Below are 24397 nucleotides of genomic sequence, written 5' to 3' on the forward strand. Positions count from 1 at the left end.
CGCTGGCGGACACCCACCGTCGGCGTGGCGGTGCTCCCCCCGGGCTCCATGGCTGCCGATAGTACCTAGCGCAGTCCGATCCGAAGTCGATCCAAGGTGTCCCGCACGATACCGAGCTGGCGGGCCACCTGGGCCGGCGCGGTGCCGCCCCTGGCGTCCCGGGAATCGACCGAGCCCGCGATGGTGAGCACCTCGCGCACCTGCGCGGTCAGGCCGGGATGGATGCCGGCGAGCTCGTCGTCGGCGAGTTCCTCCAGCCCGACACCTCGCGACTCGGCGGCCTTGACCGCCGCACCGGCGGCCTCGTGCGCGACCCGGAACGGAATACCCTGGCGCACCATCCATTCGGCGATGTCGGTGGCCAGCGTGTAGCCCAGCGGCGCCAGCTGCGCCATCCGGTCGGTGTCGAAGGTGAGGGTGCCGACCAGTCCGGCCATGGCGGGCAACAACAAGGTCAGCTGCGCCACCGAGTCGAAGACGGGCTCCTTGTCCTCCTGCAGATCCCGGTTGTAGGCCAATGGTTGCGCCTTCAGCGTGGCCAGCAGCCCCGCGAGATTGCCGATGAGCCGCCCGGACTTGCCGCGGGCGAGCTCGGCGATGTCCGGGTTCTTCTTCTGCGGCATGATCGAGCTGCCGGTCGACCAGGCGTCGTGCAGTTTCACGTAGCCGAATTCGGTAGTGCTCCACAGGATGATGTCCTCGGCCAGCCGGGACAAATCCACCGCGATCATGGCGAACACGAAGGCCGCCTCGGCGGCGAAATCCCTTGCGGCGGTGGCATCGATGGAGTTGTCGGCGGCCGCATCGAAGCCCAGCTCGGCGGCGATGGCGTCGGGATCCAACCCCAGCGAGGACCCGGCCAGCGCGCCGGATCCGTACGGGGACACCGCCGCCCGCTTGTCCAGATCGATGAGCCGGTCGGCGTCGCGCAGCAACGGGTGAGCGTGCGCCAGCAGATGGTGGGCCAGCAGCACCGGCTGCGCCGACTGCAGATGTGTCTTACCCGGCATGATGGCCGTCGGGTGGGCGGCAGCCTGGGTGGCCAGCGCAGCGGCCACGTCGAGCACGCCGGCACCGACCGTTTTGATGGCGTCGCGCAGCCACATCCGGAACAGGGTGGCGACTTGGTCGTTCCGCGACCGACCGGCCCGCAACCGGCCGCCCAGTTCCGGACCGACCCGGTCGATGAGGCCGCGTTCCAGCGCGCCGTGCACATCCTCGTCGGTGGGCAGCGGACCGAAGCTACCGTCGGCGACGTCGGAACCCAGGCTGTCCAGACCGGCGAGCAACCCGTCGCGCTGCTCGTCGGTGAGTAGTCCAGCACGGTGCAGCACCCGGGCGTGGGCCTTGGACGCGGTGACGTCGTACGGGGCCAACACCCAGTCGAAATGCGTCGACTTACTCAGCGCGGCAAGGGCAGCGGATGGCCCGTCGGCGAACCGGCCGCCCCACAGGGAACCTTCGTTGGTACTCATTTCTGTCCTATCCCGTCCGCGAGCGGCCCCATTTGCACACCCAATGCGGCGTGTCGCTGTGCAAACACGGCCGCTCGCGGAATGAAGGTCACAAGCCGAGGTCGCGCTTGGCCGAGATCTTGGACGACAGGCCGTGCACGTGCACGAAGCCCTTGGCCGACGACTGGTCGAAACTGTCGCCCTCGTCGTAGGTGGCCAGGTTGAAGTCGTACAGCGAGGTGGGGCTGCGCCGGCCGTTGACGGCGATGTGCCCGCCGTGCAGCACCAGCCGGATCTCCCCGGTGACGTGCTCCTGGGTGTGCGCGACGAAGGCCTCCAGGGCGCGCTTGAGCGGCGAGTACCAGAGGCCGTCGTAGACCAGCTCGCCCCACTTCTGGTCGGTGCCGCGCTTGTAGCGGCCCAATTCGCGCTCCAGCGTGACGTGCTCGAGCTCGGTGTGCGCGGTGATGAGCACCATCGCCCCCGGCGCCTCGTAGATCTCGCGGCTCTTGATGCCGACCAGGCGGTCCTCGACGACGTCGAGCCGGCCCACGCCCTGAGCGCCGGCACGCCGGTTGAGCTCGACGATGGCCTCCAGCACGGTGACCGGGCGGCCGTCGATGGACACCGGCACACCCTTCTCGAAACCGACGATCACCTCGTCGGGAGTGCTCCAGTTGAGCGTCGGGTCCTCGGTGTAGTCATAGACGTCCTTGGTCGGCGCGTTCCAGAGATGTTCCAGGAAGCCGGTTTCCACCGCACGGCCCCACACGTTCTGGTCGATCGAGAACGGCGACCGCTTGGTGACGTTGATCGGGATGTCGTTCTCCTCGGCGAAGGCGATGGCCTTCTCCCGGGTCCAGGCGTAGTCGCGCACCGGGGCCAGCACCTGCAGATCGGGTGCCAGCGAGGCGAATCCGACCTCGAAACGCACCTGGTCGTTACCCTTACCGGTGCAGCCGTGCGCGACGGTGCCGCCACCGTGCTCGCGGGCGGCCTTCACCAGGTGTTTGACGATCAGCGGCCGGCTGATGGCCGACACCAGCGGGTAGCGGTCCATGTACAGCGCGTTGGACTGGATGGTCGGCAGGCAGTACTCGTCGGCGAACTCGTCCCGCGCGTCGACGACGACGGCTTCGACGGCGCCGCAGTCCAGCGCTCGCTGGCGTACGACCTCCATATCCTCGCCGCCCTGGCCCAGGTCGATGGCCACGGCCACCACCTCACGCCCGGTCTCCTTGCCGATCCAGCTGATCGCGACCGAGGTGTCCAGACCGCCGGAATACGCCAGGATGACGCGTTCGGACATTCGTTGCTCTCCCTTATTTGTCTGTACTGCTATTTCAAGTTCTCGAACATGGCCGCGAGCTCGGCGCCGGTCATCGGCTCACGCGCTATCACGAAGATGGTGTCATCACCGGCCACCGTGCCGACCACCTGGGGCAACGATGCCCGGTCGATGGCGCTGGCCAGGTAGTGCGCGGCTCCCGGCGGAGTGCGCAGCACGGCCAGGTTGGCGCTGGCGTCGGTGGACACCAGCAGCTCGCCCAGCAGCTTGGTCACCCGTTCGGTGCCGCCGGACACCCCGCGCACCGGGCTGCCGTCCTCGGGCACCACGTACACCCCGACACCGCCGTCGGCACCGCGCAGCTTCACCGCGCCGAGCTCCTCCAGGTCCCGCGACAGGGTGGCCTGGGTGACCTCGATGCCCTCTTCGGCCAGCATCGCGGCCAGCTCGCTCTGGCTGCTCACCGCATGCGCTGCCAGCAGCGCGACGATGCGGGCCTGACGGCCGACTCGGGTCGGGGTACTCATCGGTTATCGCTCCAACAGCCAGACCAGCAGTGCTTTCTGGGCGTGCAAGCGATTCTCGGCCTCGTCGAACACCGCGCTCTGCGGCCCGTCCATCACCTCGTCGGTGATCTCGTGCCCACGGTGGGCCGGAAGGCAATGCAGCACAACGGCTTCCGGGTCGGCCAGGGTGAGCAGCTCACTGTTGACCTGGAACGGCCGGAACGGGCGCACCCGGTCCAGTCCGTCGTTCTCCTGCCCCATCGACGTCCAGGTGTCGGTGACCAGCACGTCGACGCCCTCGGCGGCGACCTTCGGATCGCTGCTGACGGTGACGGTGGCGCCGGTTTCGGCGGCACGGCGCCGCGCGGCGTCGACGAACTGGGGATGCGGTTCGAACCCGGCCGGAGCGGCGATGGTGACGTCGATGCCCGCGGTCACGCCGCCCAACATCAGCGAGTGCGCCATGTTGTTGGCGCCGTCCCCGAAGTAGGTCATCTTCAGGCCCGTCAGCCGGCCCTTGCGTTCGGCCAGCGTCTGCAGATCGGCCAGCACCTGGCACGGGTGGAATTCGTCGGACAGTGCGTTGACGATCGGCACTGTCGAACCGCTGGCCATCGCGGTCAGGCGTTCCTGGGCGAAGGTGCGCCACACGATGGCATCCACATACCGCGACAGCACCACCCCGGTGTCCTCGAGCGTTTCCTCGCGCCCCAGCTGGGTGCTACGTCCGTCGACGACGATGGCGTGCCCGCCCAGCTGTGCGATACCCATCTCGAACGAGAACCGGGTGCGGGTGGAGTTCTTCTCGAAGATCACCGCCACCCCGCGCGGGCCCTCCAGGGGCCTGCGGCTGAACGGCTCCTTCTTCAGTGCGGCGGCCAGGGCCAGCACCTCGGCCTGCTCGGCGGGACTGAGGTCGTCGTCGCGGAGGAAGTGTCGCAGTGTCATGAGGCATCCAGGATCTCGGGAAGGGCGGTGAGGAACTGATCGATCTGCGCTTCGGTGATGATCAGCGGCGGGGCCAGCCGTACCACGTCGGGCGCGGCGGCGTTCACCAGGAATCCGGCATCGCGGGCCGTGGTCTCGAATACCTTGGCGTTGGGTTGGGTCAGCACGATGCCCTGCAGCAGCCCCTTGCCCCGGACGTGGGCGACCAGCGGGTGGCCGAGTTCCTCGATGCCGTGACTCAGGGTCTTGCCGAGCACACCCGCCTTGGCGATCAGGTCGTTTTCGGCGAGCGCCGTGAGCACCCCGAGTGCGGCCGCGGTGCACACCGGGTTGCCGCCGAAGGTGCTGCCGTGCAAGCCCGGGGTGAGCAGATCGGCGGTGGCGCCGAGGGCCAGGCAGGCGCCGATCGGCAGGCCGCCACCCAGGCCCTTGGCCAGCGTCACGATATCGGGGGTGATGCCGTCATGCTGATGCGCGTAGAAGGCGCCGGTACGCCCGACACCGGTCTGCACCTCGTCGAGCACCAGCAGCGCACCGTGTTTCGCGGTGATCTCGCGGGCCTTCACGAGGTAGCCCGGCGGCGGGACGACCACGCCGCCCTCCCCCATGATCGGTTCCAGGAACACCGCGGCGGTGGTGTCGTTGACGGCGTGTTCGAGTGCGTCGACGTCGCCGTAGGGCACGAAGGTGACCTCACCGGGCAGCGGCTCGAACGGCGCGCGCTTGGCAGGCTGGCCGGTGAGCGCCAGCGATCCCATCGTGCGGCCGTGGAATCCACCCTCTGCCGCAACGACTTTGGTCCGGCCGGTGAGCCGGGTGATCTTGAACGCGACCTCGTTGGCCTCGGTGCCGGAATTGCAGAAGAAGGCCCTCGCGGGCTGGCCCAGGTGCCCGACCAGCTTTTCGGCCAGCGCGATACCGGGTTCGGTGGCATAGAGATTCGAGGTGTGGCCCAGGGTGTTGAGCTGGGTGGTGACGGCCTCGATGACCGCGGGGTGACGGTGGCCCAGCACGTTGACCGCGATACCGCCGAGCAGGTCCAGGTAGGACTTACCGTCGGTGTCGGTCACCACCGCGCCGTCCCCACCGGCCAGGGCCAGCGGCGGGGTGCCGTAGTTGTTCATCATCACCGCGTCCCAGCGCTGCTGAAGTGTCACGAGGGGTTCACCACCTTGGTTCCGGTGCCTTCGTCGGTGAGAAGTTCGACGAGGACACAATGTTCGACGCGACCGTCGATGACGTGTGCGCTGGGCACCCCGTTGTGCACCGCCCGCAGGCAGGCCTCGATCTTGGGCACCATGCCCGATTCCAGTTTGGGTAGCAGCTGGGTCAGTGCGGCGGTGTCGATCTCGCTGACCAGCGATGCGCGGTTCGGCCAGTCGGTATAGAGCCCTTCGACATCGGTGAGCATCAGCAGCTTCTCGGCGCCGAGCGCCTCGGCCACGGCGGCCGCGGCGGTGTCGGCGTTGATGTTGTGCACCACGCCGTCCTTGTCGGGGGCGATGGTGGAGATCACCGGAATGCGGCCGGCCGCAATGAGATCCAGTACGGCCGCGGTGTTGACGTGCTCGACGTCGCCGACCAGGCCGATATCGGTGGGCACGCCGTCCACCAGGACACTGCGCCGCACCGCGGTCAGCAGGCGGGCGTCTTCCCCGGTGATCCCGACGGCGTACGGTCCATGGGCGTTGATCAAGCCGACCAGTTCGCGGCCCACCTGACCGAACAGCACCATCCGGGCCACGTCGAGCACTTCCGGGGTGGTGACCCGGAATCCGCCCTTGAACTCGCCGTCGATGCCGAGTTTCTTGAGCATGGCACTGATCTGCGGACCGCCGCCGTGCACCACCACCGGGTGCACTCCACAGTTGCGCAGGAACACCATATCGGCGGCGAAGGCGGCCTTGAGGGTGTCGTCGGTCATGGCGTTGCCGCCGTACTTGACGACGACGATCTTGCCGTTGAGCTGTTTGAGCCACGGCAGCGCCGCCGCGAAAACCCCTGCGGCGGTCGCCTGCGCCTCACGCGTCACGATGAGTAGGCCGAGTTCTCTTCGACGTACCCGTGCGACAGGTCGGTGGTCCTGATCGAGGCCGCGTCGTTGCCGACGGCCAGGTCGATGACCACCTCGATATCGGCGCCGGACAGATCCACCTCGCGCGCGCCCGGCGCGCCGGCGCCGTCGACGCAGACCGGAGAACCGTTGAAGGACACGCCGATCCGCTGCGGATCCAGTTTCACCGGCGCGATGCCGACGGCGGCCAGCACCCGACCCCAGTTCGGATCGGAACCGAACAGCGCCGTCTTGACCAGGCTGTCGCGGGCCACGGCGCGGGCGGCGACGAGGGCATCTTCTTCGTCCGCGGCGCCTTGCACGGTGATGGTGACCCGCTTGGTGACACCTTCGGCGTCGGCCTGCAGCTGGGCGCACAGGTCGTCGCACACCTGGAACACGGCGTCGTCGAGTTCGGCTTGGCTGGGCGTGATCTCGCTGGCACCGGAGGCCAGCAACAGCACCGTGTCGTTGGTGGAGCAGCTGCCGTCGACGTCGAGGCGGTCGAACGTGCGGGCGGCGGCGCGCCGCAGCGCGGTGTCGAGCGCCTGCGCATCGGCGACGGCGTCGGTGGTGAGCACCACCAGCATGGTGGCCAGCGACGGGGCCAGCATGCCCGCACCCTTGGCCATGCCGCCGACGGTCCAGTCACCGGGATGATGCAGCGCAACCTGTTTGGGCACGGTGTCGGTGGTCATGATGGCCCGCGCCGCCTCTTCTCCGCCGGTGAGGCCGCCTGCCATCTCGTGGACGATCTCGGTGACACCGGCCAGCACCTTGTCCATCGGCAGTCGATCACCGATCAGTCCGGTGGAGCAGACCGCGACCTCGATGGCGCCGGTCTCGGTGCCCCAGTCGCTCAGTGCGGCGGCCACGGCCTCGGCGGTGGCGTGGGCGTCCTGGAAGCCCAGTGCGCCGGTGCAGGCGTTGGCGCCACCGGAGTTGAGGATGACCGCGCGCAGCCGGCCGGTGGTGAGCACCTGCTGTGACCACTGCACCGGGGCGGCCTTGATCTGGTTGCGGGTGAACACCGCGGCCGCGCCGTAATCCGGCCCCTCGTTGAATACCAGCGCCAGGTCCAGATTGCCGGATGCCTTGATACCGGCCGAAATTCCGGTGGCCCGGAAGCCGGCGGGGGCGGTGACGCCCTGGTTCCGGACGAGATTGCCGGTCGCCGCTTGTGATGTCACGGTGCCACTCCCACGATGGACAGTCCTTCTGTTTCGGGCCAGCCGAGGGCCAGGTTCATCGATTGCACGGCGGCACCTCCGGTGCCCTTGGTCAGGTTGTCGATCGCACTGATCGCGACCAGTGTCTTGGCGTCGGCGTCGACCGTGACGGCCAGCTGCGCGGCGTTGCTGCCGATCACAGAACCGGTCTTGGGCAGCTGCCCCTCGGGCAGCAGGTGGATGAACGGTTCGTCGCCGTACGCCTTTTCGTAGGCGGCGCGGATCTCCTGCTCCGACGCGTCGGTGCGGGCGGTGCAGGTGGCCAGGATGCCGCGGGCGGTGGGGATGAGCACCGGGGTGAACGACACGGTGACGTCCTTGGCAGTCACACTGCGCAGCCCCTGGGCGATCTCCGGCGTATGCCGGTGCTTGCCCCCGACGTTGTAGGCCCGCGCCGACCCGATGACTTCGGAGCCCAGCAGGTCGACCTTGGCCGACTTACCGGCTCCTGATGTGCCGCTGACGGCGACGACCGTCACGTTCGGTTCGACCAGGTCGGCGGCGACCGCGGGCAGCAGCGCCAACAGCGCGGCCGTCGGATAGCAGCCGGGCACCGCGATCCGGGTCGCGCCGCGCAGTTTGTCCCGGGCGCCGGGTAGTTCGGGCAGGCCGTAGGGCCAGGTGCCGGCGTGCGCGGATCCGTAGAACCGCTCCCAGTCGGCGGCGTCGGTGAGCCGGAAGTCGGCTCCGCAGTCGATGATCACGGTGTCACCGAGCTGTTCGGCCAGGGCCGCGGAATGCCCGTGCGGCAGGCCGAGGAACACCACGTCGTGCTGGGCCAGCAGATCGGCGTCGGTGGCCTCCAGCACCCGGCCGGCCAACGGCAGCAGGTGCGGGTGATGTTCGGCCAGGGTGGTGCCGGTGCTGGCGGCCGCGGTCAGGGCGCCGATGGTGAGGCGCCCGTCGGCGTAGGCGGGGTGGCCGAGCAACAGGCGCAGGATCTCACCGCCGGCATACCCGCTGGCGCCGGCGACAGCTACCGAAGTCATGCACCGATCTTTGCATCGTTATGCATCGATATGCAAACTCATTAACACGACTCGCGTCGAGATCGACGTTTGGCCCGGTGCCACTCGCACTTTTCCGCCCGTTTGCGCAATTGGGCGGGGAGGGGGTCAGGCGCGTTGGGTGGCGCCGAGTTGGGTCGCGGCGGCGGCCACGGCGGCGTCGCGGGCGGCGCTGGCCTCGTCCTCGGTGAGGGTGCGGTCGGCGGCGCGGAACCGCAACGCCAACGTCAGCGACTTGCGGCCCTCCCCGATCTGCGGACCGGTGTAGACGTCGAACAGCCGGACATCCTCCACCAGTTCACCGGCACCGGCGCGGACCACGTCGATCACCGATTGGGCCGCCACGTCCTCGGCGACGATGAGGCTGACGTCCTGGAACACCGCCGGAAACGGCGACACCGACGGAGCGGGCAGCCGATCCACAATCGGGATCGCATCCAGGTCCAACTCCACCGCGCAGGTGCCCTTGGGCAGCCCCGCACGCTCGACGACGGCCGGGTGCAACTGCCCGGCGAAACCGACGGATATCTCCCCGGCGAACACCTCCGCGCACCGGCCCGGGTGCCACGGCAATTCCTGGGCGGCCCGAAGGGTCAGGTCGACGCCGACGGCTCGGCCGATCACCCGCACCGCCTCGAACGCATCAGCCGCCTCCACCTTGCGGCCCGGCCCCCACGGCCCGGCCGGCTCGCGCAGTCCGGTGAGCACCACACCGACATGCTCGGGCTGACGCGGCAGCGAGGCGTCCAGCGCCGCGATCTCCTCGTCGGTGGGCCGTCGATCGGTCGGGATGCGCTGCACCGCGCGGGTCTGCGGCGTCGGCAGCACCACCTCGGCGATCGCGAACAGCGCGACATCCACCGCACCGCGGGAGACGTTGCGCGCCAACGCTTCCAGCAGACCCGGAAGAAGCGTCGTCGCCAGCTCGGGCCGGTCGGCTTCCAGCGGGTTGAGCACCTTGGTGGTGTTCCGGCGCGGATCATCGGGGTCCAGACCCCAGGTGTCGAACACCCCGGCGGGCAGGAACGGGGTCGGCAGCACCTCGACGAAACCGGTCAGCGCGAGCGACTTGCCCACCGCGCGCCGGCGTTTCTGGATCGGGGTCAGGCCGCGTCCGGCCGGGGCGTGCGGCAGCACCGACGGAATGAGGTCGAGCCCTTCCAGGCGCAGCACCTCCTCCACCAGGTCGGCGGGTTCGCGCAAGTCCGGGCGCCAACTCGGGGGCACCGCGGTCACCACACCGTCGGCGACCGACACCTGCGCACCGATCTGACGCAGCCGCTTCGGCGTCACCCCTTCGGCGTAGCTCACGCCTGCGGTGCGATCGGGCAGATCCACCGGCATGCTGACCGGCGGGTGCGACCAGTCCTCGCGCGGCGGATCACCGCGCCAATCGGTCAGGGTGGGTTCGACTGTGCCACCGGCGATCTCGGCGAGCAGGCTGGCGCAGCGGTCCAGGGCGGCGACCGAGATGGCCGGGTCCACGGTGCGCTCGTACCGCCGGCCGGCCTCGCTGGTCAGGTGCAGGCGGCGCTGGGTGCGCGATACCGCGGCCGGATCCCACACCGCGGCCTCCAGCAGCACATCGGTGGTGGTGTCGCGCACCTCGGTGGTCCCGGCGCCCATCACACCGCCGATGGCCGCGGTCGCCACGTCGTCGACGATCAGTACGTCGCCGGCGTTGAGGGTGCGGGTGACGTCGTCGAGCGTCACCACCTTCTCCCCCTGCTCGGCGAAACGCACGGTGAACCCGCCGGTGATCAGCGACCGGTCGTGCGCGTGCATCGGATGCCCGATCTCGAGCATCACGTAGTTGGTGACGTCCACCGCGGGCGAGATGGCCCGGATCCCGGACAGCAGCAGCCGGCGTTGCAACCACCACGGCGACACCGCTGCCGGGTCGATGCCGGTGACGGGCCGCAGCCCGAACCGCTGCACACCGGTGCCGGGCTGGATGGTCAGCGGCCAGGCCTCACCCTGCGCCGGCAACGCCGGGACGTCGGCGGGGTCGACGAAGTCGAGGTCCAGCGCGCAGGCGATATCGCGGGCCATGCCGCGAATGGACAAGCAGTAACCGCGGTCCGGGGTGATCGCGAGGTTGAACACCACGTCGTCGAGCCCCAGCACCTCGATGCCCGAGTCCCCCGGTTCGGCGGTGCCCGGCGGCAGCACGATGATGCCGGACTGGTCGGCGCCCAGGTTCAGCTCGGCGGCCGAGCAGATCATGCCGTCGGAGGTGCGGCCGTAGGTCTTACGCTTGGCGATGGTGAAGTCACCCGGAAGCGTTGTACCGGGCAGGGCCACCGCCACCAGATCGCCGACCGCGAAATTGCGTGCCCCGCAGACGATGTCGCGCGGCTCGGCTTCACCCACGTCGACCTTGCAGGCCCGGATCGGCTTCTTGAACTCGGTGAGCTCTTCGATCTCGACGACCCGCCCCACGGTGAGCGGACCGGTGACCGGACCGACCGGCAGGATCTCCTCGACCTCGTGGCCGATGCGGATCAGCGTCTGCTCCAGCTCGTCGACACCAAGATCCCAGCCCGGCGCGCCGGCCCGGATCACGTCGCGGAGCCAGCTGTACGGAATACGCATCAGGCGCCTACTCCGAACGGCAGGGAGAAGCGCACGTCACCCTCCACCATGTCGCGCATATCCGGAATCCCGTTGCGGAACTGCAGGGTTCGCTCCAATCCCATTCCGAAGGCAAAGCCCGAGTACTCGGCCGGGTCGATACCGCAGGCGCGCAGCACATTCGGGTTCACCATGCCGCAGCCGCCCCATTCCACCCAGCCGGGGCCGCCCTTCTTGTTCTCGAACCAGACGTCGACCTCGGCCGAGGGTTCGGTGAACGGGAAGAAGTGCGGCCGGAACCGGGTGCGCCCCGCCGGGCCGAACTCGGCGCGTGCCAACGCATCCAGCGTGCCGCGCAGGTGCGCCATGGTCAGGCCCTTGTCCACCGCCAGCCCCTCCACCTGGTGGAACACCGGGGTGTGGGTGGCATCGAGCTCGTCGGTCCGGAAGGTCCGGCCCAACGAGATGATGTACACCGGCAACTCGCGCTCCAGCAGGGCGCGGATCTGCACCGGGGAGGTGTGGGTGCGCAGCACCTGCCGGGAGCCTTCCTGGGCAAGCGGAGCGCCGGGCTCAGACACAGGAGATATCTGGAAGGTGTCCTGCTCACTACGCGCCGGGTGATCGGGCGGGAAGTTCAGGGCGTCGAAGTTGAACTGCTCGGTCTCGACCTCGGGCCCCTCCGCCAGTTCCCACCCCATGGCGACGAAGGTGTCGGCGATGCGCTCGGTGAGCAGGGTGATCGGGTGCCGGGCGCCGACCGGCTGCCGGGTGGACGGCAGGGTCACATCGATGCGTTCGGCCACGAGTACCGCGGCGTCGCGTTCGGCGCGCAGCTGGGCCAGCCGGTCGTCGAAGGCCTGCTGCGCCTGCGTCCTGACGACGTTGACCCGCTTCCCCGCATCGGCGCGCTCGGTCTTGGGCAGCGAGCCGAGAGCCTGCCGGGCCAGCGCGATCGGCGAACGGTCGCCGAGATGTTCGGTCTTGGCGCGGGCCAGGGCGTCCAGATCGGCGGCAGCGTCGAACGCCGCGCGGGCCGCGTCGACCGCCTCGGTCAGGGCTTCTTCCGAGAGGTCGGCGGGCTCACCTTGTCGTTCAGTCTGGACAGCCACCCGGCGATCATAGCGACGGCCGGCCGCCCGCCCGCCGCCAGCGCTGCCGCGGCGGCAATGACGGTCACCACGGCAGGCGCGTAGGCAACGACCACCAGGTAACCGAAGGCCGACCCGACGGCCAGCAGGCCCAGTCGAGTCCGGGTCCAGCAGACGGGCCCACCCAGCCGGGTCGACACCAGCATGCCGAGCAGCAACGCGACCAGATGACCGGCGTCGGTGAAATCCCGGCCGGCCGCCACCACAGCCACCCCGAGCGTGATCCACCAGCACAGCCAGGCCGGGCGCCAGCGCGGCGGGATGGCGGCCGTCAACATGCCCAGGACGCCCATCGCGCCGTAACTCATCCCGACGTCGGTGGCCCGGGTGATCGAGCGGGGCATCCAGCCCTGGTGCACGGCGACGGCCAGTGCGGCCGCAATCACCAGCGTGGCGCCGATGTGGGCGAGCAGGAAGGTGGTCAGCAGTCTGCGGCTGCGCCACAGCAACTCGGCCAGCGCCAGCAGGCACACCAGTCCGGGCAACCACAGCGCCATGGCACCGACGTCGACGACGAAGGCACTGCCGAGCAGGGTGCCGATCCGGCCGTGCGCCAGGTTGTGCAGATTGGTACTCGCGTGCCGGATCACCCGGTCGTGCACCGCGGGCCCCAGCGCCGCAAGAACCGCTGCGACGGTGACCAGGGCGGCGGCGTAGCCGATGGTCACCCGCAGGCCCCAGACCCACTTGAGTGGCATGGGTCAGCCGCCGGTCGTGATGTCGTCCTCGGCATCGGCGCCGGCCTCCTCGGCGCGGGCGCGCAGCCAGTACATCTGCAGGTCGTCGGGCACGCCGCTGGGCCGCGGGCCGAACAGCTGTTTACGCACCCGCTTGGTTTGCAGGCGCATGGCCGCGAAATCCTCGTCGGAGATGCCGTCCAACGTGGGCTGCGACACCACGAGGCCGCCCCTGGTGGCCCGCTCCATGACCCGGGCGGCAATGTTGACGTCGACGCCCAGCCAATCCGACCCGATGCGCTGGGGCCTGCCGGTGTGGATCCCGGCCCGCATGGTCGGCGTGTAACCGTCCACCTCGACACCACCCACCGCGTCCAGCGCGGTCAGCACCGCACGCACCGCGGGCACCGGGTCCCGGAAGACCACCATGGCGCCGTCGCCCATCCGCTTCACGATGCGACCGCCGGCTGCCAGCAGGGGCGGCTCGACGACGGAGGTGACCCGGCGCAGCAGCCGCAGCGTGGCGTCGTCACCGACGCGTAGCGACCAGTCCGAGAAACCGACCAGATCGGTGAAGACCAGGGTGACTTCGTTATTGGCAGGCCGGCCCGAAACCCGCTCGGTGAGCGCCTGCCACACCTGCAGCGCACCGAGGCTGGCCTCCCGCGACGCCGCATCGCGTTCGAGCAGCCGATCCGCGGCACGGGCAGCGGCGCGCGGACCACCGTCACCGGCGGCCGACAGCGGATCGCCGAAGTCCGGATCGCCGGGTAGCGCCCGGCGCACCCGCCGGATCAGCGCGATCACCCCGGGGTTGTGGTTCGTGTCCTTGAGCCATTCCAGCGGTGTGCCCAGCGGCCCGACCGGGCGCGGCAGATCAACCGCTTGTTCTAGGCCGCCGGCCGGTTCGTCCAACCGTTCAGCGTCCACGACGCCACGATAGGTGGCACCACCGGTAGCGGCAATCACGCCGCGACACGACGTTGCTCACATATCGAAAGCGGCAGGTCACGGACGCGCGGCGACCAGATCGCCGGTCCATCACAGCGCCACCGCGGCGATGGACAACGCGCGTTGTCAAGAATAGGCTGGCCGGACAACCGTGGGTTTCGTCAGCGAGGACGCCATGACAACAGCACACTCCCGCGCCGCTACCGATGCGCAGCCCGGTATTCCGCTCGGCCCGGACTCGCTCACCTGGAAATACTTCGGCGACCTGCGCACCGGCCTGTTGGGGGTGTGGATCGGCTCGATCCAGAACATGTACCCGCAACTGGGTGCCGCTGTGGAGGAGCACTCGATCCTGCTGCGGGAACCGCTGCAACGAGTGGCCCGGTCGGTGTATCCGATCATGGGCGTGGTCTACGACGGTGACCGCGCCGCCGAGACTGGAGAGCAGATCAAGAATTTCCACCACGACATCAAGGGCGTCGACGATGCCGGCCGGCGTTACCACGCGCTCGATCCGCAGACCTTCTACTGGGCGCACGCGACGTTCTTCATGCTCATCATCAAGACCGCGGAGTACTTCTGCGGTGGGCTGACCGAGGCCGAGAAGCACCAGCTGTTCGACGAGCACGTGCAGTGGTACCGGATGTACGGGATGAGCATGCGGCCCGTCCCGGCCACCTGGGAGGACTTCTGCGAGTACTGGGATCACCAGTGCCGGGAGGAACTCGAGATCAACCGAGCCACCTTGGACATCTTCAGCATTCGCATTCCCAAACCGTGGTTCGTCCTGATGCCGACCCCGGTCTGGGATCAGTTGTTCAAGCCGATGGTCGGGGCCCAGCGCTGGGTGGCGGCCGGTCTGTTCGATCCGGCACTGCGGGAGAAGGCCGGGATGCGCTGGACACCCGGCGACGAGGTGGTGCTGCGACTGCTGGGCAAGATGGTCGAGCTGGCCTTCCTCGCGGTACCCGACGAGATCCGACTGCATCCCCGTGCGGTGGCCGCCTACCGTCGTGCCGCCGGAAAGGTGCCCGAGGACGCCCCGCTGGTGGAGGCGCCGGCTTTCATGGCACCGCCCAAGGACCGGCGCGGGCTGTCCATGCACTACCAGCCGCCGCACAAAACGCTGCTCGACCGCGCCGGGTCCCTGGTGCACACCACCTTCTCGCTGGCCGGACTGGGCCGACGCCCGTCATCCAGAAGGCCTGCGACCAAACGAAAGGCAGCCTGACACGATGCTGGACTGGTCTGACGTCGATATCGCCGTGCGCGACGCGGTGCGTGAATTCATCGACAAGGAGGTCCGGCCGAACATCGACGCCCTCGAAGACGGCGACATGGAGCCCTACCCCATCGTCCGGAAGCTGTTCGCCACCTTCGGTATCGACCTGATGGCGCGTGAAGCGCTGGAGCGCCGGTTGTCCCGGCTGCGGGCCGGGGAGGCTCCGAAATCCGGCAAATCCTCCGGCGGCATATTCGGCGGCGGACCCGACCAGGCCGGCATGGGTTTCGTCCTGATCAGCGAATTATGCCGGGTATCCATGGGTTTGGTGACGGGCATGGGTGTCAGCCTCGGCCTGACGGTGCCCACCATCCAAAGCCGCGGGACCCTGGCCCAGCAGGAACGCTGGCTGCCCGGGCTGGTGACCTACGAGAAGATCGGGGCATGGGCCATCACCGAGCCCGATTCCGGGTCGGACGCGTTCGGCGGGATGAAGTCCTATGTCGTGCGCGACGGTGACGACTACATCCTCAACGGGCAGAAGACGTTCATCACCAACGGGCCGGATGCCGATGTGGTGGTGGTGTACGCCAAGCTCGACGAGGGCGACAAGACCGATAAGCGTGACCGCAAGGTGCTGACCTTCGTATTGGATCGCGGGATGGAGGGCTTCGTACAGTCGAAGCCCTTCCGCAAGATGGGGATTCACTCCTCACGGACGGGCGAGTTGTTCTTCAACAATGTGCGGTTGGGTCGCGACCGGCTGTTGGGCGAGACCGAGGACAACAGTTCCGGGGACGGCCGGGACAGCGCGCGGTCCAGCTTCTCCGCCGAGCGTATCGGCGTCGCGGCGATGGCTCTGGGGATCATCGAGGAGTGTCTGCGGTTGTCGGTCGACTACGCCAAGAATCGGGTGCTCTGGGGTAAGGAGATCGCCCAGTTCCAGTTGATCCAGCTCAAGCTGGCCGGCATGGAGGTGGCGCGAATGAACGTGCGCAACATGCTGTTCCGAGTGATCGAGTCGGCCAAGGAGGGCGTCCCGATCTCGCTGGCGGAGGCCTCGGCGATGAAGTGGTACTGCTCGCAGGCAGCCACCGACGTGGCGATGGAAGCGGTGCAGCTCTTCGGCGGTAACGGCTACATGACCGAATACCGGGTCGAACAACTGGCGCGCGACGCGAAATCGCTGATGATCTACGCCGGCAGCAACGAAGTGCAGATCACGCACGTGGCCAAGGGGTTGTTGCGGGACGGGTGAATATTCGCGCGACCGGAGTCGGTACGGCGTGTGAAAATCCGCTATGCCCAGCACAACCATCGAAGTCCGGCGGCGATACACGCCGGCTGAGGAAGGCGCCATCATCGACGCGGTGCACGGCGCGCTGGTGGCGGCATTCCGGATACCTGTCGTCGATAGGCACGTCTGGCTGGTGTCGCACGAGCCGCACCGGTTTGCCGTCCCACCCGGCCTCCAGACGCCGGAGTTGTACACCCTGGTCGGCATCGATTGTTTCGCCGGACGATCAGTGCGGGCCAAGCGAGATCTCTACCGCGAAATCACCGATGCGTTGCACGCCTTGGGCATTCCGCATGACCACGTCACCATCCTGGTGCGGGAAAGCTCGCTGGAGAACTGGGGCATCCGCGGCGGCCAGGCGGCCTGCGATATCGACCTCGGGTTCGACGTCACCGTCTGAGTCCCTCCGACGAGATTGAACCCAGGGCTGCTGCCTGCCACCACGACCGTGAGTGCAGTCTCGTCGGAGCAGCCGAACAGATACCCATTCCGGGACCTCGCACGGAAAGTGGGACTCTATGCCTGGTCGCGGGGCACGGCCTGCGCGCTCGCGTACAGACAGATCGCCGCGGCGGCGGCGATGTTGAGGCTCTCGGCGCTGCCGTGCATCGGGATGGTCACCCGGGCATCAGCAGCGGCGGCGACGGCGGGCGCGAGCCCATGTGCCTCGGAACCGAACAGCCACGCCGTCGGGACGGCCAAATCGGCTGCAGGCAAGGGAGTCTCACCGTCGAGCGTGGTGGCCAGCACCTGCAGTCCGGCACCGCGCATCGCGGCGATGAGCTCCAGCGTGTCCTGCGCCTGCACCACCGGCACCCCGAAGATGCTGCCGGCCGACGATCTCAGGCATTTGCCGTTGTACGGGTCGACCGAGTCACCGGCCAGAACCACGGCATCGGCGCCCATGGCGTCGGCCAGCCGGATGAGGGTACCGGCGTTGCCCGGTTCGGATGTTTCCACCGCCACCGCGACCAACCGCGCGTCGGTCAAGACATCGGCCAGGGACACCTCGGGTAGCCGGCACACCGCCACCAGACCGACCGGGGTCACAGTGTCCGACAACGCCTTCGCGGCGCGTTCGGTCACCTCGTACACGGGGGCGTCCCCGAGCAGGTCACCGAAGCGATCGAGGGCCGCGGCGGTGGCGAACACCTCGGAAACGACACCGCGCCGCAGCGCTGCCTCGACAAGGTTGGGACCTTCGGCGAGAAAGCGTGCGGCCCGGCGACGTGCGACGGCGCGATGCAGCTTGACGGCTGCGGCTACGCGGTCGGCCCGCTCGGTCAGCGGAGTGGTGCTCAGGCGGCCTCGTCCGAAGGAGCATTCACATCGGCGGGCAGCGCGGCCTTGGCGACCTCCACCAGCGCGGTGAACGCGGCCGGGTCGCTCACGGCGATCTCGGCGAGGTTCTTGCGGTCCACCTCGACACCGGCGGCCTTGAGGCCCTGGATGAGGCGGTTGTAGGTGATGTCGTTGGCGCGGGCCGCGGCGTTGATACGCGAGATCCACAACTTGCGGAACTCACCCTTACGGGCGCGACGGTCGCGGTAGGCATAGGTCAAGGAGTGCAGCTGCTGTTCCTTGGCCTTGCGGTAGAGCCGCGAGCGCTGGCCGCGGTAACCCTTCGACGCCTTGAGGACTGTGCGCCGCTTCTTCTGGGCATTGAGTGCGCGCTTCACGCGTGCCATGGGAGTGTTCCTATTCTTACGGGGGGAGGTTCAAAGGTGAGGCGGCTGTTAGCCGTTCAGCAGCTTGTTGATACGGCCGGCATCGCTGGCGGCGACCACGGCGCGGCCGTCGAGGCGACGGGTGCGCTTGCTGGCCTTGTGCTCCAGCAGGTGGCGGCGGTTCGCCTTCTGGCGCACGATCTTGCCGGTGCCGGTCTTACGGAAGCGCTTCGAAGCTCCGCTGTGGGTCTTTGCCTTGGGCATGTGTCCTCAGTTCTAACTCGATGGTTCTTGGTTCTCGCCGGACTCGGCGGTGCCGCGCTGGGCTGGTGGCGCATCGGCGTCATGGGCCGCCTTGGCGCGAGTCTTCGCGCCGCGGTGCGGCGCCAGCACCATCGTCATGTTGCGGCCATCCTGTTTGGCTGACGTCTCGACGAAGCCGTAATCGGCGACGTCGGCGCCCAGGCGCTGCAGCAGTCGGTAACCCAGTTCGGGGCGGGACTGCTCACGACCGCGGAACATGATCGTGACCTTGACCTTGGATCCGGCCTCCAGGAAGCGGACCACATGGCCCTTCTTCGTCTGGTAGTCGTGATCGTCGATCTTCGGCCGCAGCTTCTGTTCCTTGACGACGGTCTGCTGCTGGTTCTTGCGAGACTCGCGCTCCTTGAGTGCCGTCTCGTACTTGAACTTGCCGTAGTCCATGATCTTGCAAACCGGGGGTTTGGCGTCCGGAGCTACTTCGACAAGGTCGAGATCGGCGTCGACGGCGACGCGGAGCGCATCTTCGATGCGCACGATGCCTACCTGTTCACCACCCGGTCCGATCAGGCGGACTTCAGGTACGCGAATGCGCTCGTTGATGCGGGTCTCAGTGCTGATGGGGCCTCCTACGTTGTCTTCTCGTCCACGACCGTGGGGAGACGACGGGGCCAGCGGGGAATCCGACACCATCAGCACTCTGCTCTTGCGAACAGAAAGGCCCTGCACGTAGCAGGGCCCGATGCCGACCGATCACGGCTTTCGCCGTCCGCGCGGTGCGCAGAACAGGACATCCGCAGATGCCTGCGACCGGACCGCTGGACCGGTATGGTCTGCGGTGGGAGCGGGACTCCACTTGCTGTCCCTGGCGTTCGCCGGGACGGTCGATCATGCCAGTCTATCAGGCATGACCGATGATCCGAAAACTCCAGCCGCCGCAGACCCGCAGGTGAGGGAACTCGCCGAGATCCCCGCGGTCGAGGTGATCACCCGTTCGGCCGTGATGCTGATGAGCGCGGCCGCCGAGAAACTCGGTCTGGCGTCCGAAGATCCCGACGAAAGCCCGCATCGTGACCTCGACGAAGCCCGCCGGCTGATCACCGCGTTGGCCGGTCTCGTCACCGCATCTGCGGAGTTTCTCGGCCTGCACGCGGGCCCGCTGCGGGACGGCCTGAAGAGTCTCCAGTTGGCCTTCCGGGAAGCCAGCGCCGCCCCCGAAGAACCCGGAAAAGGGCCTGGCGAGAAATACACCGGCCCCGTCTGGTAGCCACTCACACGAAATTCATTGGCCGAAGGCATATCCTCGCGGCCTATGACCTCGACAATCGCCCCGCAGTCGAGAACGGGCCACCGGTCCCGATTCACGTGGGTACCCGCGGTCGCCGGCTGGATCGTCGGCGTCATCGCCACACTGTCGTTGTTGGCCAGCGTCTCACCTCTGGTGCGAGTCCTCATCCGGGTACCGCGGGAGTTCGTCAACGACTACATCTTCAACTTCCCCGACACCAGCTTCGCCTGGGCCGTGGTGCTGGGCCTGCTGGCCGCCGCGCTGGCCGCCCGCAAGCGCATCGCGTGGTGGATCCTGGTGCTCTACATGGTCGCCGCGGTCGGCTGGAACCTCGGCGACCTGGCCACCGGCGACGAGACGGTCGCCGAGGAGATCGGCGAGGTCATCGGCCTGGTGTTCCACGTCGCCTCCATCGGCGCGCTGGTGCTGGCCCGACGGCAGTTCTGGGCCAAGGTGCGCCGCGGGGCGCTGTTCAAGGCTGCCGCCACCCTGGTCGCCGGCATGGCCGTCGGCACCCTCGTCGGCTGGGGGTTGCTGGAGCTGTTCCCCGGTTCGCTGGCCCCGGCCGACCGGCCCTGGTATGCGCTGAACCGGGTCAGCGCGTTCGCCGGCGCCGACGCCGACGCGTTCAGCGGGCATCCGCACGGTCTGGTCAACGTCCTGCTCGGGCTGTTCGGCGCGCTCGCGCTGATCGTCGCCGCGGTGGTGCTGTTCCAGTCCCAGCGCGCCGCGAACGCGCTGACCGGTGAGGACGAATCCGCCATCCGCGGTCTGCTGGAGTTGTTCGGCAAGAACGATTCGCTGGGCTACTTCGCCACCCGCCGGGACAAGTCGGTGGTGTTCGCACCCAACGGCCGCGCCGCCATCACCTACCGCGTCGAGGTCGGCGTCTGCCTGGCCAGCGGTGACCCGGTCGGCGATCCGCGGGCCTGGCCCGCCGCCATCGAGGCCTGGTTGCACCTGTGCGAGACCTACGGGTGGGCGCCCGGAGTCATGGGGGCCAGCGCCGCCGGCGCGCAAGCCTTCCGGGAGGCCGGTCTGAACGCGCTGGAACTCGGCGACGAGGCGATCCTGTATCCGGACAATTTCCGACTTTCCGGGCCAGATATGAAACCGGTGCGCCAGGCGGTCACCCGGGCCCGCCGCGCCGGACTGACGGTGCGCATCCGCAGGCACCGCGACCTGACCACCGATGAGATGGCCCAGGTCATCGAGCGCGCCGACACGTGGCGCGACACCGAAACCGAGCGCGGATTCTCGATGGCGCTGGGCCGGCTCGGCGACCCCGCCGACAGCGACTGCCTGTTGGTCGAGGCCATCAAGGCCGGTGACGACGGCGCAGCCGACGACGTGGTGGCGCTGTTGTCCCTGGTCCCGTGGGGCAGCAACGGCGTGTCGCTGGACGTCATGCGTCGCTCACCGCAATCCCCCAACGGCACCATCGAATTGATGGTCAGTGAACTCTGCCTGCAGGCAGAGGACCTCGGGATAAGCCGGATCTCACTGAACTTCGCGATGTTCCGGTCGGCGTTCGAGCAGGGCGCCCAACTGGGCGCCGGCCCGATCGCCCGACTGTGGCGTGCCCTGCTGGTGTTCTTCTCGCGGTGGTGGCAGCTGGAGACCTTGTACCGGTCGAACATGAAGTACCAGCCGGAATGGGTACCGCGATTCGCCTGCTACGAAGATGCCCGGCTCATCCCGCGGGTCGGCGTCGCCTCGGTGATCGCCGAGGGCTTTCTGGTGCTGCCGTTCTCCCGGCGCAAGGACCACACCGGCGAACACATCGCCGCCCCGCAGCGGTTGGTGGACAGCGGCCTCCTGCACCAGGACGGCAGCGCCCCGGACGTCAGCGGCCTGCGCGCCGACCTGCCGGACGACGAAGCGCCCCGCCTGCCCGATCAGGTCCGGGTCCGGATGGCCAAGCTCAAGGACCTGCAGGACCGGGGCGTGGACGCCTACCCGGTCGGTCAGCCGCCCAGCCACACCGTGGCCGCCGCGCTGGACGTCACCGATCCGACGACCGTCGTCACCGTGGCCGGGCGCATCCTGCGCATCCGCGATTACGGCGGTGTGCTGTTCGCCGTGCTGCGGGACTGGTCCGGTGAGGTCCAACTGCTGCTCGACGGCCCCCCGGCCACCCAGGACTACCCGGACTTCGGGGCGTCGGTCGATCTCGGCGACCTGGTCGAGGTAACCGGCACCATGGGACACAGCCGCAACGGCACCCCCTCGCTGCTGGTGACCGACTGGCGGATGACCGGAAAATGCCTGCGCCCGTTGCCCGACAAGTGGAAAGGGCTCACCGACCCCGAGGCGCGGGTACGCACCCGGTACGTGGACCTGGCGATCAACACCGATGCGCGTGACCTGATCACCGCCCGCAGCGCGATCCTGCACGCCATCCGCGAAACATTGGTGGGCAACGGTTTTCTCGAGGTCGAGACGCCGATCCTGCAGCAGATCCACGGCGGGGCCAACGCCCGCCCCTTCCAGACCCACATCAACGCCTACGACCTGGATCTGTATCTGCGGATCGCCCCGGAGCTCTATCTGAAGCGGTTGTGCGTGGGCGGCGTCGAGCGGGTCTTCGAATTGGGCCGCGCGTTCCGCAACGAGGGCGTGGATTTCAGCCACAATCCCGAGTTCACCCTGCTGGAGGCCTATCAGGCGCATGCCGACTACACCGTCTGGATCGACGGGTGCCGCGAGCTGATCCAGAATGCCGCCCAGGCCGCCAACGGTGCGCAGGTCGTCATGCGGCCGGGTGCAGACGGAGCGCTTCAACCGGTGGACATCTCGGGCGTGTGGCCGGTGAAGACGGTGCACGGCGCGGTCTCGGAGGCGCTGGGCGAGGACATCGGTCCCGACACCGCACTGGCCCGGTTGCGTGAGCTGTGCGACGGCGCGGGCGTGCCGTACCTCAAGCACTGGGACGCCGGAGCAGTGGTGCTCGAACTCTACGAACGGCTGGTCGAAGGCCAGACCGAGCACCCGACGTTCTACAAGGACTTCCCCACCTCGGTCTCGCCGCTGACCCGCCCGCACCGCAGCATCGCCGGTGTCGCCGAACGCTGGGATCTGGTGGCGTGGGGAGTCGAACTGGGTACCGCCTACAGCGAGCTCACCGACCCGGTCGAGCAGCGGCGGCGGCTGCAGGAACAGTCCACCCTCGCCGCCGGCGGCGACCCGGAGGCGATGGAGCTCGACGAAGACTTCCTGCAGGCGATGGAGTACGCCATGCCGCCGACCGGTGGCCTGGGCGTCGGGGTGGATCGGGTGGTCATGCTGATCACCGGGCGCAGCATCCGTGAGACGCTGCCGTTCCCGCTGGCAAAACCGCGCTGACGCAACGTCGGGAGCGGACTCACAGCTACCCCCAAGGATCGGCAGCCACGATAGTGGCGTGACACCTTCGACGAAGACGGTCGCCGCACCCTTGATGGCCGATGCCAATAACGAATTCTTGCAGCACATTTCGCTGATGCACGGGTGGCTTCCGGTGATCGTGCAGTTGGTCGCCGCCGCCGTGGTGATCGCCGCCGTCGGGTGGCGCAGTAAGCGCTGGCACCAGCTGGGCCTACCGATATCACTGGTGGCCGGGGTGGCTGTGGCTACCGCCGTGCACTGGTACATCAACAGCCAGGGGCTGGCCGGTGACCCCGCCCCGCATGCGTTGTGGATATGGGTGGGATTGATCGGCTTCATGGCCGCCGTGTTGGTGACCGGTTGGCGGCGCACCGGCTGGTGGCGCCGCGGGGCCACCGCACTGGCGGTACCGCTGTGCGCCCTGTGCGCCGCGCTGGCGTTGAACCTCTGGGTCGGATACTTCCCGACGGCCCAGACCGCCTGGAGCCAGTTGACCGCGGGACCGCTACCGGACCAGACCGACATGGCCACCGTCACCGCCATGCAGCAGAAGCGGATGATCCCCGCCAACGGCACCGTGGTCCCGGTGGACACCGGTGACGCTGGATCCGGCTTCCGGCATCGCGGCGAACTCGTGTACCTGCCCCCGGCCTGGTACGCCACCAATCCCCCGCCGAAACTGCCGACCCTGATGATGATCGGCGGTGAATTCAACACCCCCGCCGACTGGCTGCGGGCCGGGGACGCCATCCGCGTGGTCGATCGGTTCGCCGCCGCGCACAACGGCAACGCGCCGGTGCTGGTATTCGTCGACTCCGGCGGCGCCTTCAACAACGACACCGAATGCGTGAACGGATCGCGCGGCAAGGCCGCCGACCATCTCACCAAGGACGTCGTGCCCACCATGATCGCGAAATTCGGGGTGAGCGCCGCGCCCGCCAACTGGGGCTCGGTCGGGTGGTCGATGGGCGGCACGTGCGCCGTCGACCTGACGGTCATGCACCCGGACATGTTCTCGGTGTTCGAAGATATCGCCGGTGACATCAGCCCCAACTCGGGCACGAAGGCGCAAACCATCGACCGGCTGTTCGGCGGCAACGTCGCGCAGTATGCCTCCTTCGATCCCACCACGGTGATGAACCGGCACGGCCGCTACTCCGGCATCGCCGGCTGGTTCGCCGTCAACGACCCCGGCACACCGCCCGGCACCCACCCGCGGGCCAGCGATCAGGCCGTCGCCGCCCAGTCGTTGTGCGGCCTGGGCGCCACCAACGGCATCGACTGCGCGGTAATCGTCCAGCCAGGTAAACACGACTGGCCGTTCGCATCACGTGCGTTCGAAGCAGCGCTGCCGTGGCTGGCCGGTCAGATCGGCACACCGGACGTGGCGCGGGTCGCGCTCCCCCGCTCGGGGCCGCCGACCCTGCAGGCCTCCGGACCGGGGATGGCCCGCTGACC

22 protein-coding genes are annotated in these 24397 nt (G+C 68.5%); 6 read left to right on the forward strand and 16 right to left on the reverse strand.

Annotated elements, in window-relative coordinates:
• Nucleotides 1-65: 65 nt before the first annotated feature.
• From argH to SBI67_RS27065, 12 genes are all read right to left on the reverse strand, one after another.
• On the reverse strand, nucleotides 66-1475 hold the full coding sequence (argH, locus tag SBI67_RS27010) for an argininosuccinate lyase (protein ID WP_318983529.1): 1410 nt from the start codon (nucleotides 1473-1475) through the stop codon (nucleotides 66-68).
• Nucleotides 1476-1563: 88 nt separating this feature from the next.
• Nucleotides 1564-2763 (reverse strand): argininosuccinate synthase, encoded by a 1200-nt coding sequence (locus tag SBI67_RS27015; RefSeq protein ID WP_266049607.1) that lies wholly within the window; start codon nucleotides 2761-2763, stop codon nucleotides 1564-1566.
• Between the two features lie 29 nt (nucleotides 2764-2792).
• On the reverse strand, nucleotides 2793-3269 hold the full coding sequence (locus SBI67_RS27020) for an arginine repressor (RefSeq protein WP_266049608.1): 477 nt from the start codon (nucleotides 3267-3269) through the stop codon (nucleotides 2793-2795).
• Between the two features lie 3 nt (nucleotides 3270-3272).
• Nucleotides 3273-4196 (reverse strand): ornithine carbamoyltransferase, encoded by a 924-nt coding sequence (gene argF, locus SBI67_RS27025; RefSeq protein WP_266049609.1) that lies wholly within the window; start codon nucleotides 4194-4196, stop codon nucleotides 3273-3275.
• Nucleotides 4193-5353 (reverse strand): acetylornithine transaminase, encoded by a 1161-nt coding sequence (locus SBI67_RS27030; RefSeq protein WP_318983530.1) that lies wholly within the window; start codon nucleotides 5351-5353, stop codon nucleotides 4193-4195. Before SBI67_RS27030 ends, argF begins: the two co-directional genes overlap by 4 nt.
• The gene (gene argB / locus SBI67_RS27035) at nucleotides 5350-6228 is read right to left on the reverse strand and encodes an acetylglutamate kinase (RefSeq protein ID WP_318983531.1); all 879 of its coding nucleotides are present in this window, start codon (nucleotides 6226-6228) and stop codon (nucleotides 5350-5352) included. Before argB ends, SBI67_RS27030 begins: the two co-directional genes overlap by 4 nt.
• Nucleotides 6225-7439, reverse strand: coding sequence for a bifunctional glutamate N-acetyltransferase/amino-acid acetyltransferase ArgJ (gene argJ / locus SBI67_RS27040; protein ID WP_318983532.1), 1215 nt, complete (start codon nucleotides 7437-7439; stop codon nucleotides 6225-6227). The genes argB and argJ overlap by 4 nt, the downstream gene beginning before the upstream one ends.
• On the reverse strand, nucleotides 7436-8467 hold the full coding sequence (gene argC, locus SBI67_RS27045; protein WP_318983533.1) for an N-acetyl-gamma-glutamyl-phosphate reductase: 1032 nt from the start codon (nucleotides 8465-8467) through the stop codon (nucleotides 7436-7438). The genes argJ and argC overlap by 4 nt, the downstream gene beginning before the upstream one ends.
• 126 nt (nucleotides 8468-8593) lie before the next feature.
• Complete coding sequence (gene pheT / locus SBI67_RS27050; protein ID WP_318983534.1) at nucleotides 8594-11080, reverse strand: phenylalanine--tRNA ligase subunit beta; 2487 nt, start codon at nucleotides 11078-11080, stop codon at nucleotides 8594-8596.
• A complete protein-coding gene (gene pheS, locus SBI67_RS27055) occupies nucleotides 11080-12171 on the reverse strand; it encodes a phenylalanine--tRNA ligase subunit alpha (protein WP_318983535.1) in 1092 nt (363 codons plus the stop codon). The genes pheT and pheS overlap by 1 nt, the downstream gene beginning before the upstream one ends.
• The gene (locus SBI67_RS27060; RefSeq protein WP_318983536.1) at nucleotides 12114-12908 is read right to left on the reverse strand and encodes a rhomboid-like protein; all 795 of its coding nucleotides are present in this window, start codon (nucleotides 12906-12908) and stop codon (nucleotides 12114-12116) included. The genes pheS and SBI67_RS27060 overlap by 58 nt, the downstream gene beginning before the upstream one ends.
• A 3-nt stretch (nucleotides 12909-12911) precedes the next feature.
• On the reverse strand, nucleotides 12912-13817 hold the full coding sequence (locus SBI67_RS27065) for an adenylate/guanylate cyclase domain-containing protein (protein ID WP_413232574.1): 906 nt from the start codon (nucleotides 13815-13817) through the stop codon (nucleotides 12912-12914).
• Between the two features lie 196 nt (nucleotides 13818-14013).
• On the opposite strand from SBI67_RS27065, the gene SBI67_RS27070 reads away from it, so the two are divergent.
• From SBI67_RS27070 to SBI67_RS27080, 3 genes are read left to right on the forward strand one after another with little or no spacing between them, the layout of a single operon-like run.
• Nucleotides 14014-15069, forward strand: coding sequence for an oxygenase MpaB family protein (locus SBI67_RS27070; protein WP_318983537.1), 1056 nt, complete (start codon nucleotides 14014-14016; stop codon nucleotides 15067-15069).
• Between the two features lie 4 nt (nucleotides 15070-15073).
• Nucleotides 15074-16318, forward strand: a complete 1245-nt coding sequence (locus SBI67_RS27075) for an acyl-CoA dehydrogenase family protein (RefSeq protein WP_318983538.1) — start codon at nucleotides 15074-15076, stop codon at nucleotides 16316-16318.
• A gap of 43 nt (nucleotides 16319-16361) precedes the next feature.
• Complete coding sequence (locus SBI67_RS27080) at nucleotides 16362-16757, forward strand: tautomerase family protein (protein WP_318983539.1); 396 nt, start codon at nucleotides 16362-16364, stop codon at nucleotides 16755-16757.
• Between the two features lie 116 nt (nucleotides 16758-16873).
• Here the strand turns inward: SBI67_RS27080 and SBI67_RS27085 are convergent, their stop codons facing one another.
• Genes SBI67_RS27085 through infC form a run of 4 tightly spaced genes read right to left on the reverse strand, consistent with a single transcriptional unit; the run spans nucleotide 16874 to nucleotide 18978 of the window.
• Nucleotides 16874-17644, reverse strand: coding sequence for a TrmH family RNA methyltransferase (locus SBI67_RS27085; protein WP_413232578.1), 771 nt, complete (start codon nucleotides 17642-17644; stop codon nucleotides 16874-16876).
• Between the two features lie 11 nt (nucleotides 17645-17655).
• The gene (rplT, locus tag SBI67_RS27090; RefSeq protein WP_024451872.1) at nucleotides 17656-18045 is read right to left on the reverse strand and encodes a 50S ribosomal protein L20; all 390 of its coding nucleotides are present in this window, start codon (nucleotides 18043-18045) and stop codon (nucleotides 17656-17658) included.
• A 48-nt stretch (nucleotides 18046-18093) separates the two neighbouring features.
• Entirely contained in the window at nucleotides 18094-18288 is a 195-nt protein-coding gene (gene rpmI / locus SBI67_RS27095) for a 50S ribosomal protein L35 (protein ID WP_318983540.1), read from the reverse strand.
• A 12-nt stretch (nucleotides 18289-18300) separates the two neighbouring features.
• The gene (infC, locus tag SBI67_RS27100; RefSeq protein ID WP_081664344.1) at nucleotides 18301-18978 is read right to left on the reverse strand and encodes a translation initiation factor IF-3; all 678 of its coding nucleotides are present in this window, start codon (nucleotides 18976-18978) and stop codon (nucleotides 18301-18303) included.
• Between the two features lie 214 nt (nucleotides 18979-19192).
• Here infC and SBI67_RS27105 point away from each other — a divergent pair, with 214 nt between their 5' ends.
• The 3 genes from SBI67_RS27105 (at nucleotide 19193) to SBI67_RS27115 (ending at nucleotide 24395) form a co-directional block, all read left to right on the forward strand.
• Nucleotides 19193-19552: a DUF1844 domain-containing protein gene (locus tag SBI67_RS27105; RefSeq protein WP_266049619.1), complete on the forward strand. Its 360-nt coding sequence runs from the start codon at nucleotides 19193-19195 to the stop codon at nucleotides 19550-19552.
• 45 nt (nucleotides 19553-19597) lie between these two features.
• Complete coding sequence (lysX, locus tag SBI67_RS27110; RefSeq protein ID WP_318983541.1) at nucleotides 19598-22918, forward strand: bifunctional lysylphosphatidylglycerol synthetase/lysine--tRNA ligase LysX; 3321 nt, start codon at nucleotides 19598-19600, stop codon at nucleotides 22916-22918.
• A 94-nt stretch (nucleotides 22919-23012) separates the two neighbouring features.
• Nucleotides 23013-24395: an alpha/beta hydrolase gene (locus SBI67_RS27115; RefSeq protein ID WP_318983617.1), complete on the forward strand. Its 1383-nt coding sequence runs from the start codon at nucleotides 23013-23015 to the stop codon at nucleotides 24393-24395.
• The last annotated feature ends 2 nt before the right edge of the window (nucleotides 24396-24397 follow it).

The sequence above is a fragment of the Mycolicibacterium chengduense genome (assembly GCF_033741155.1).
Lineage (GTDB): Bacteria > Actinomycetota > Actinomycetes > Mycobacteriales > Mycobacteriaceae > Mycobacterium.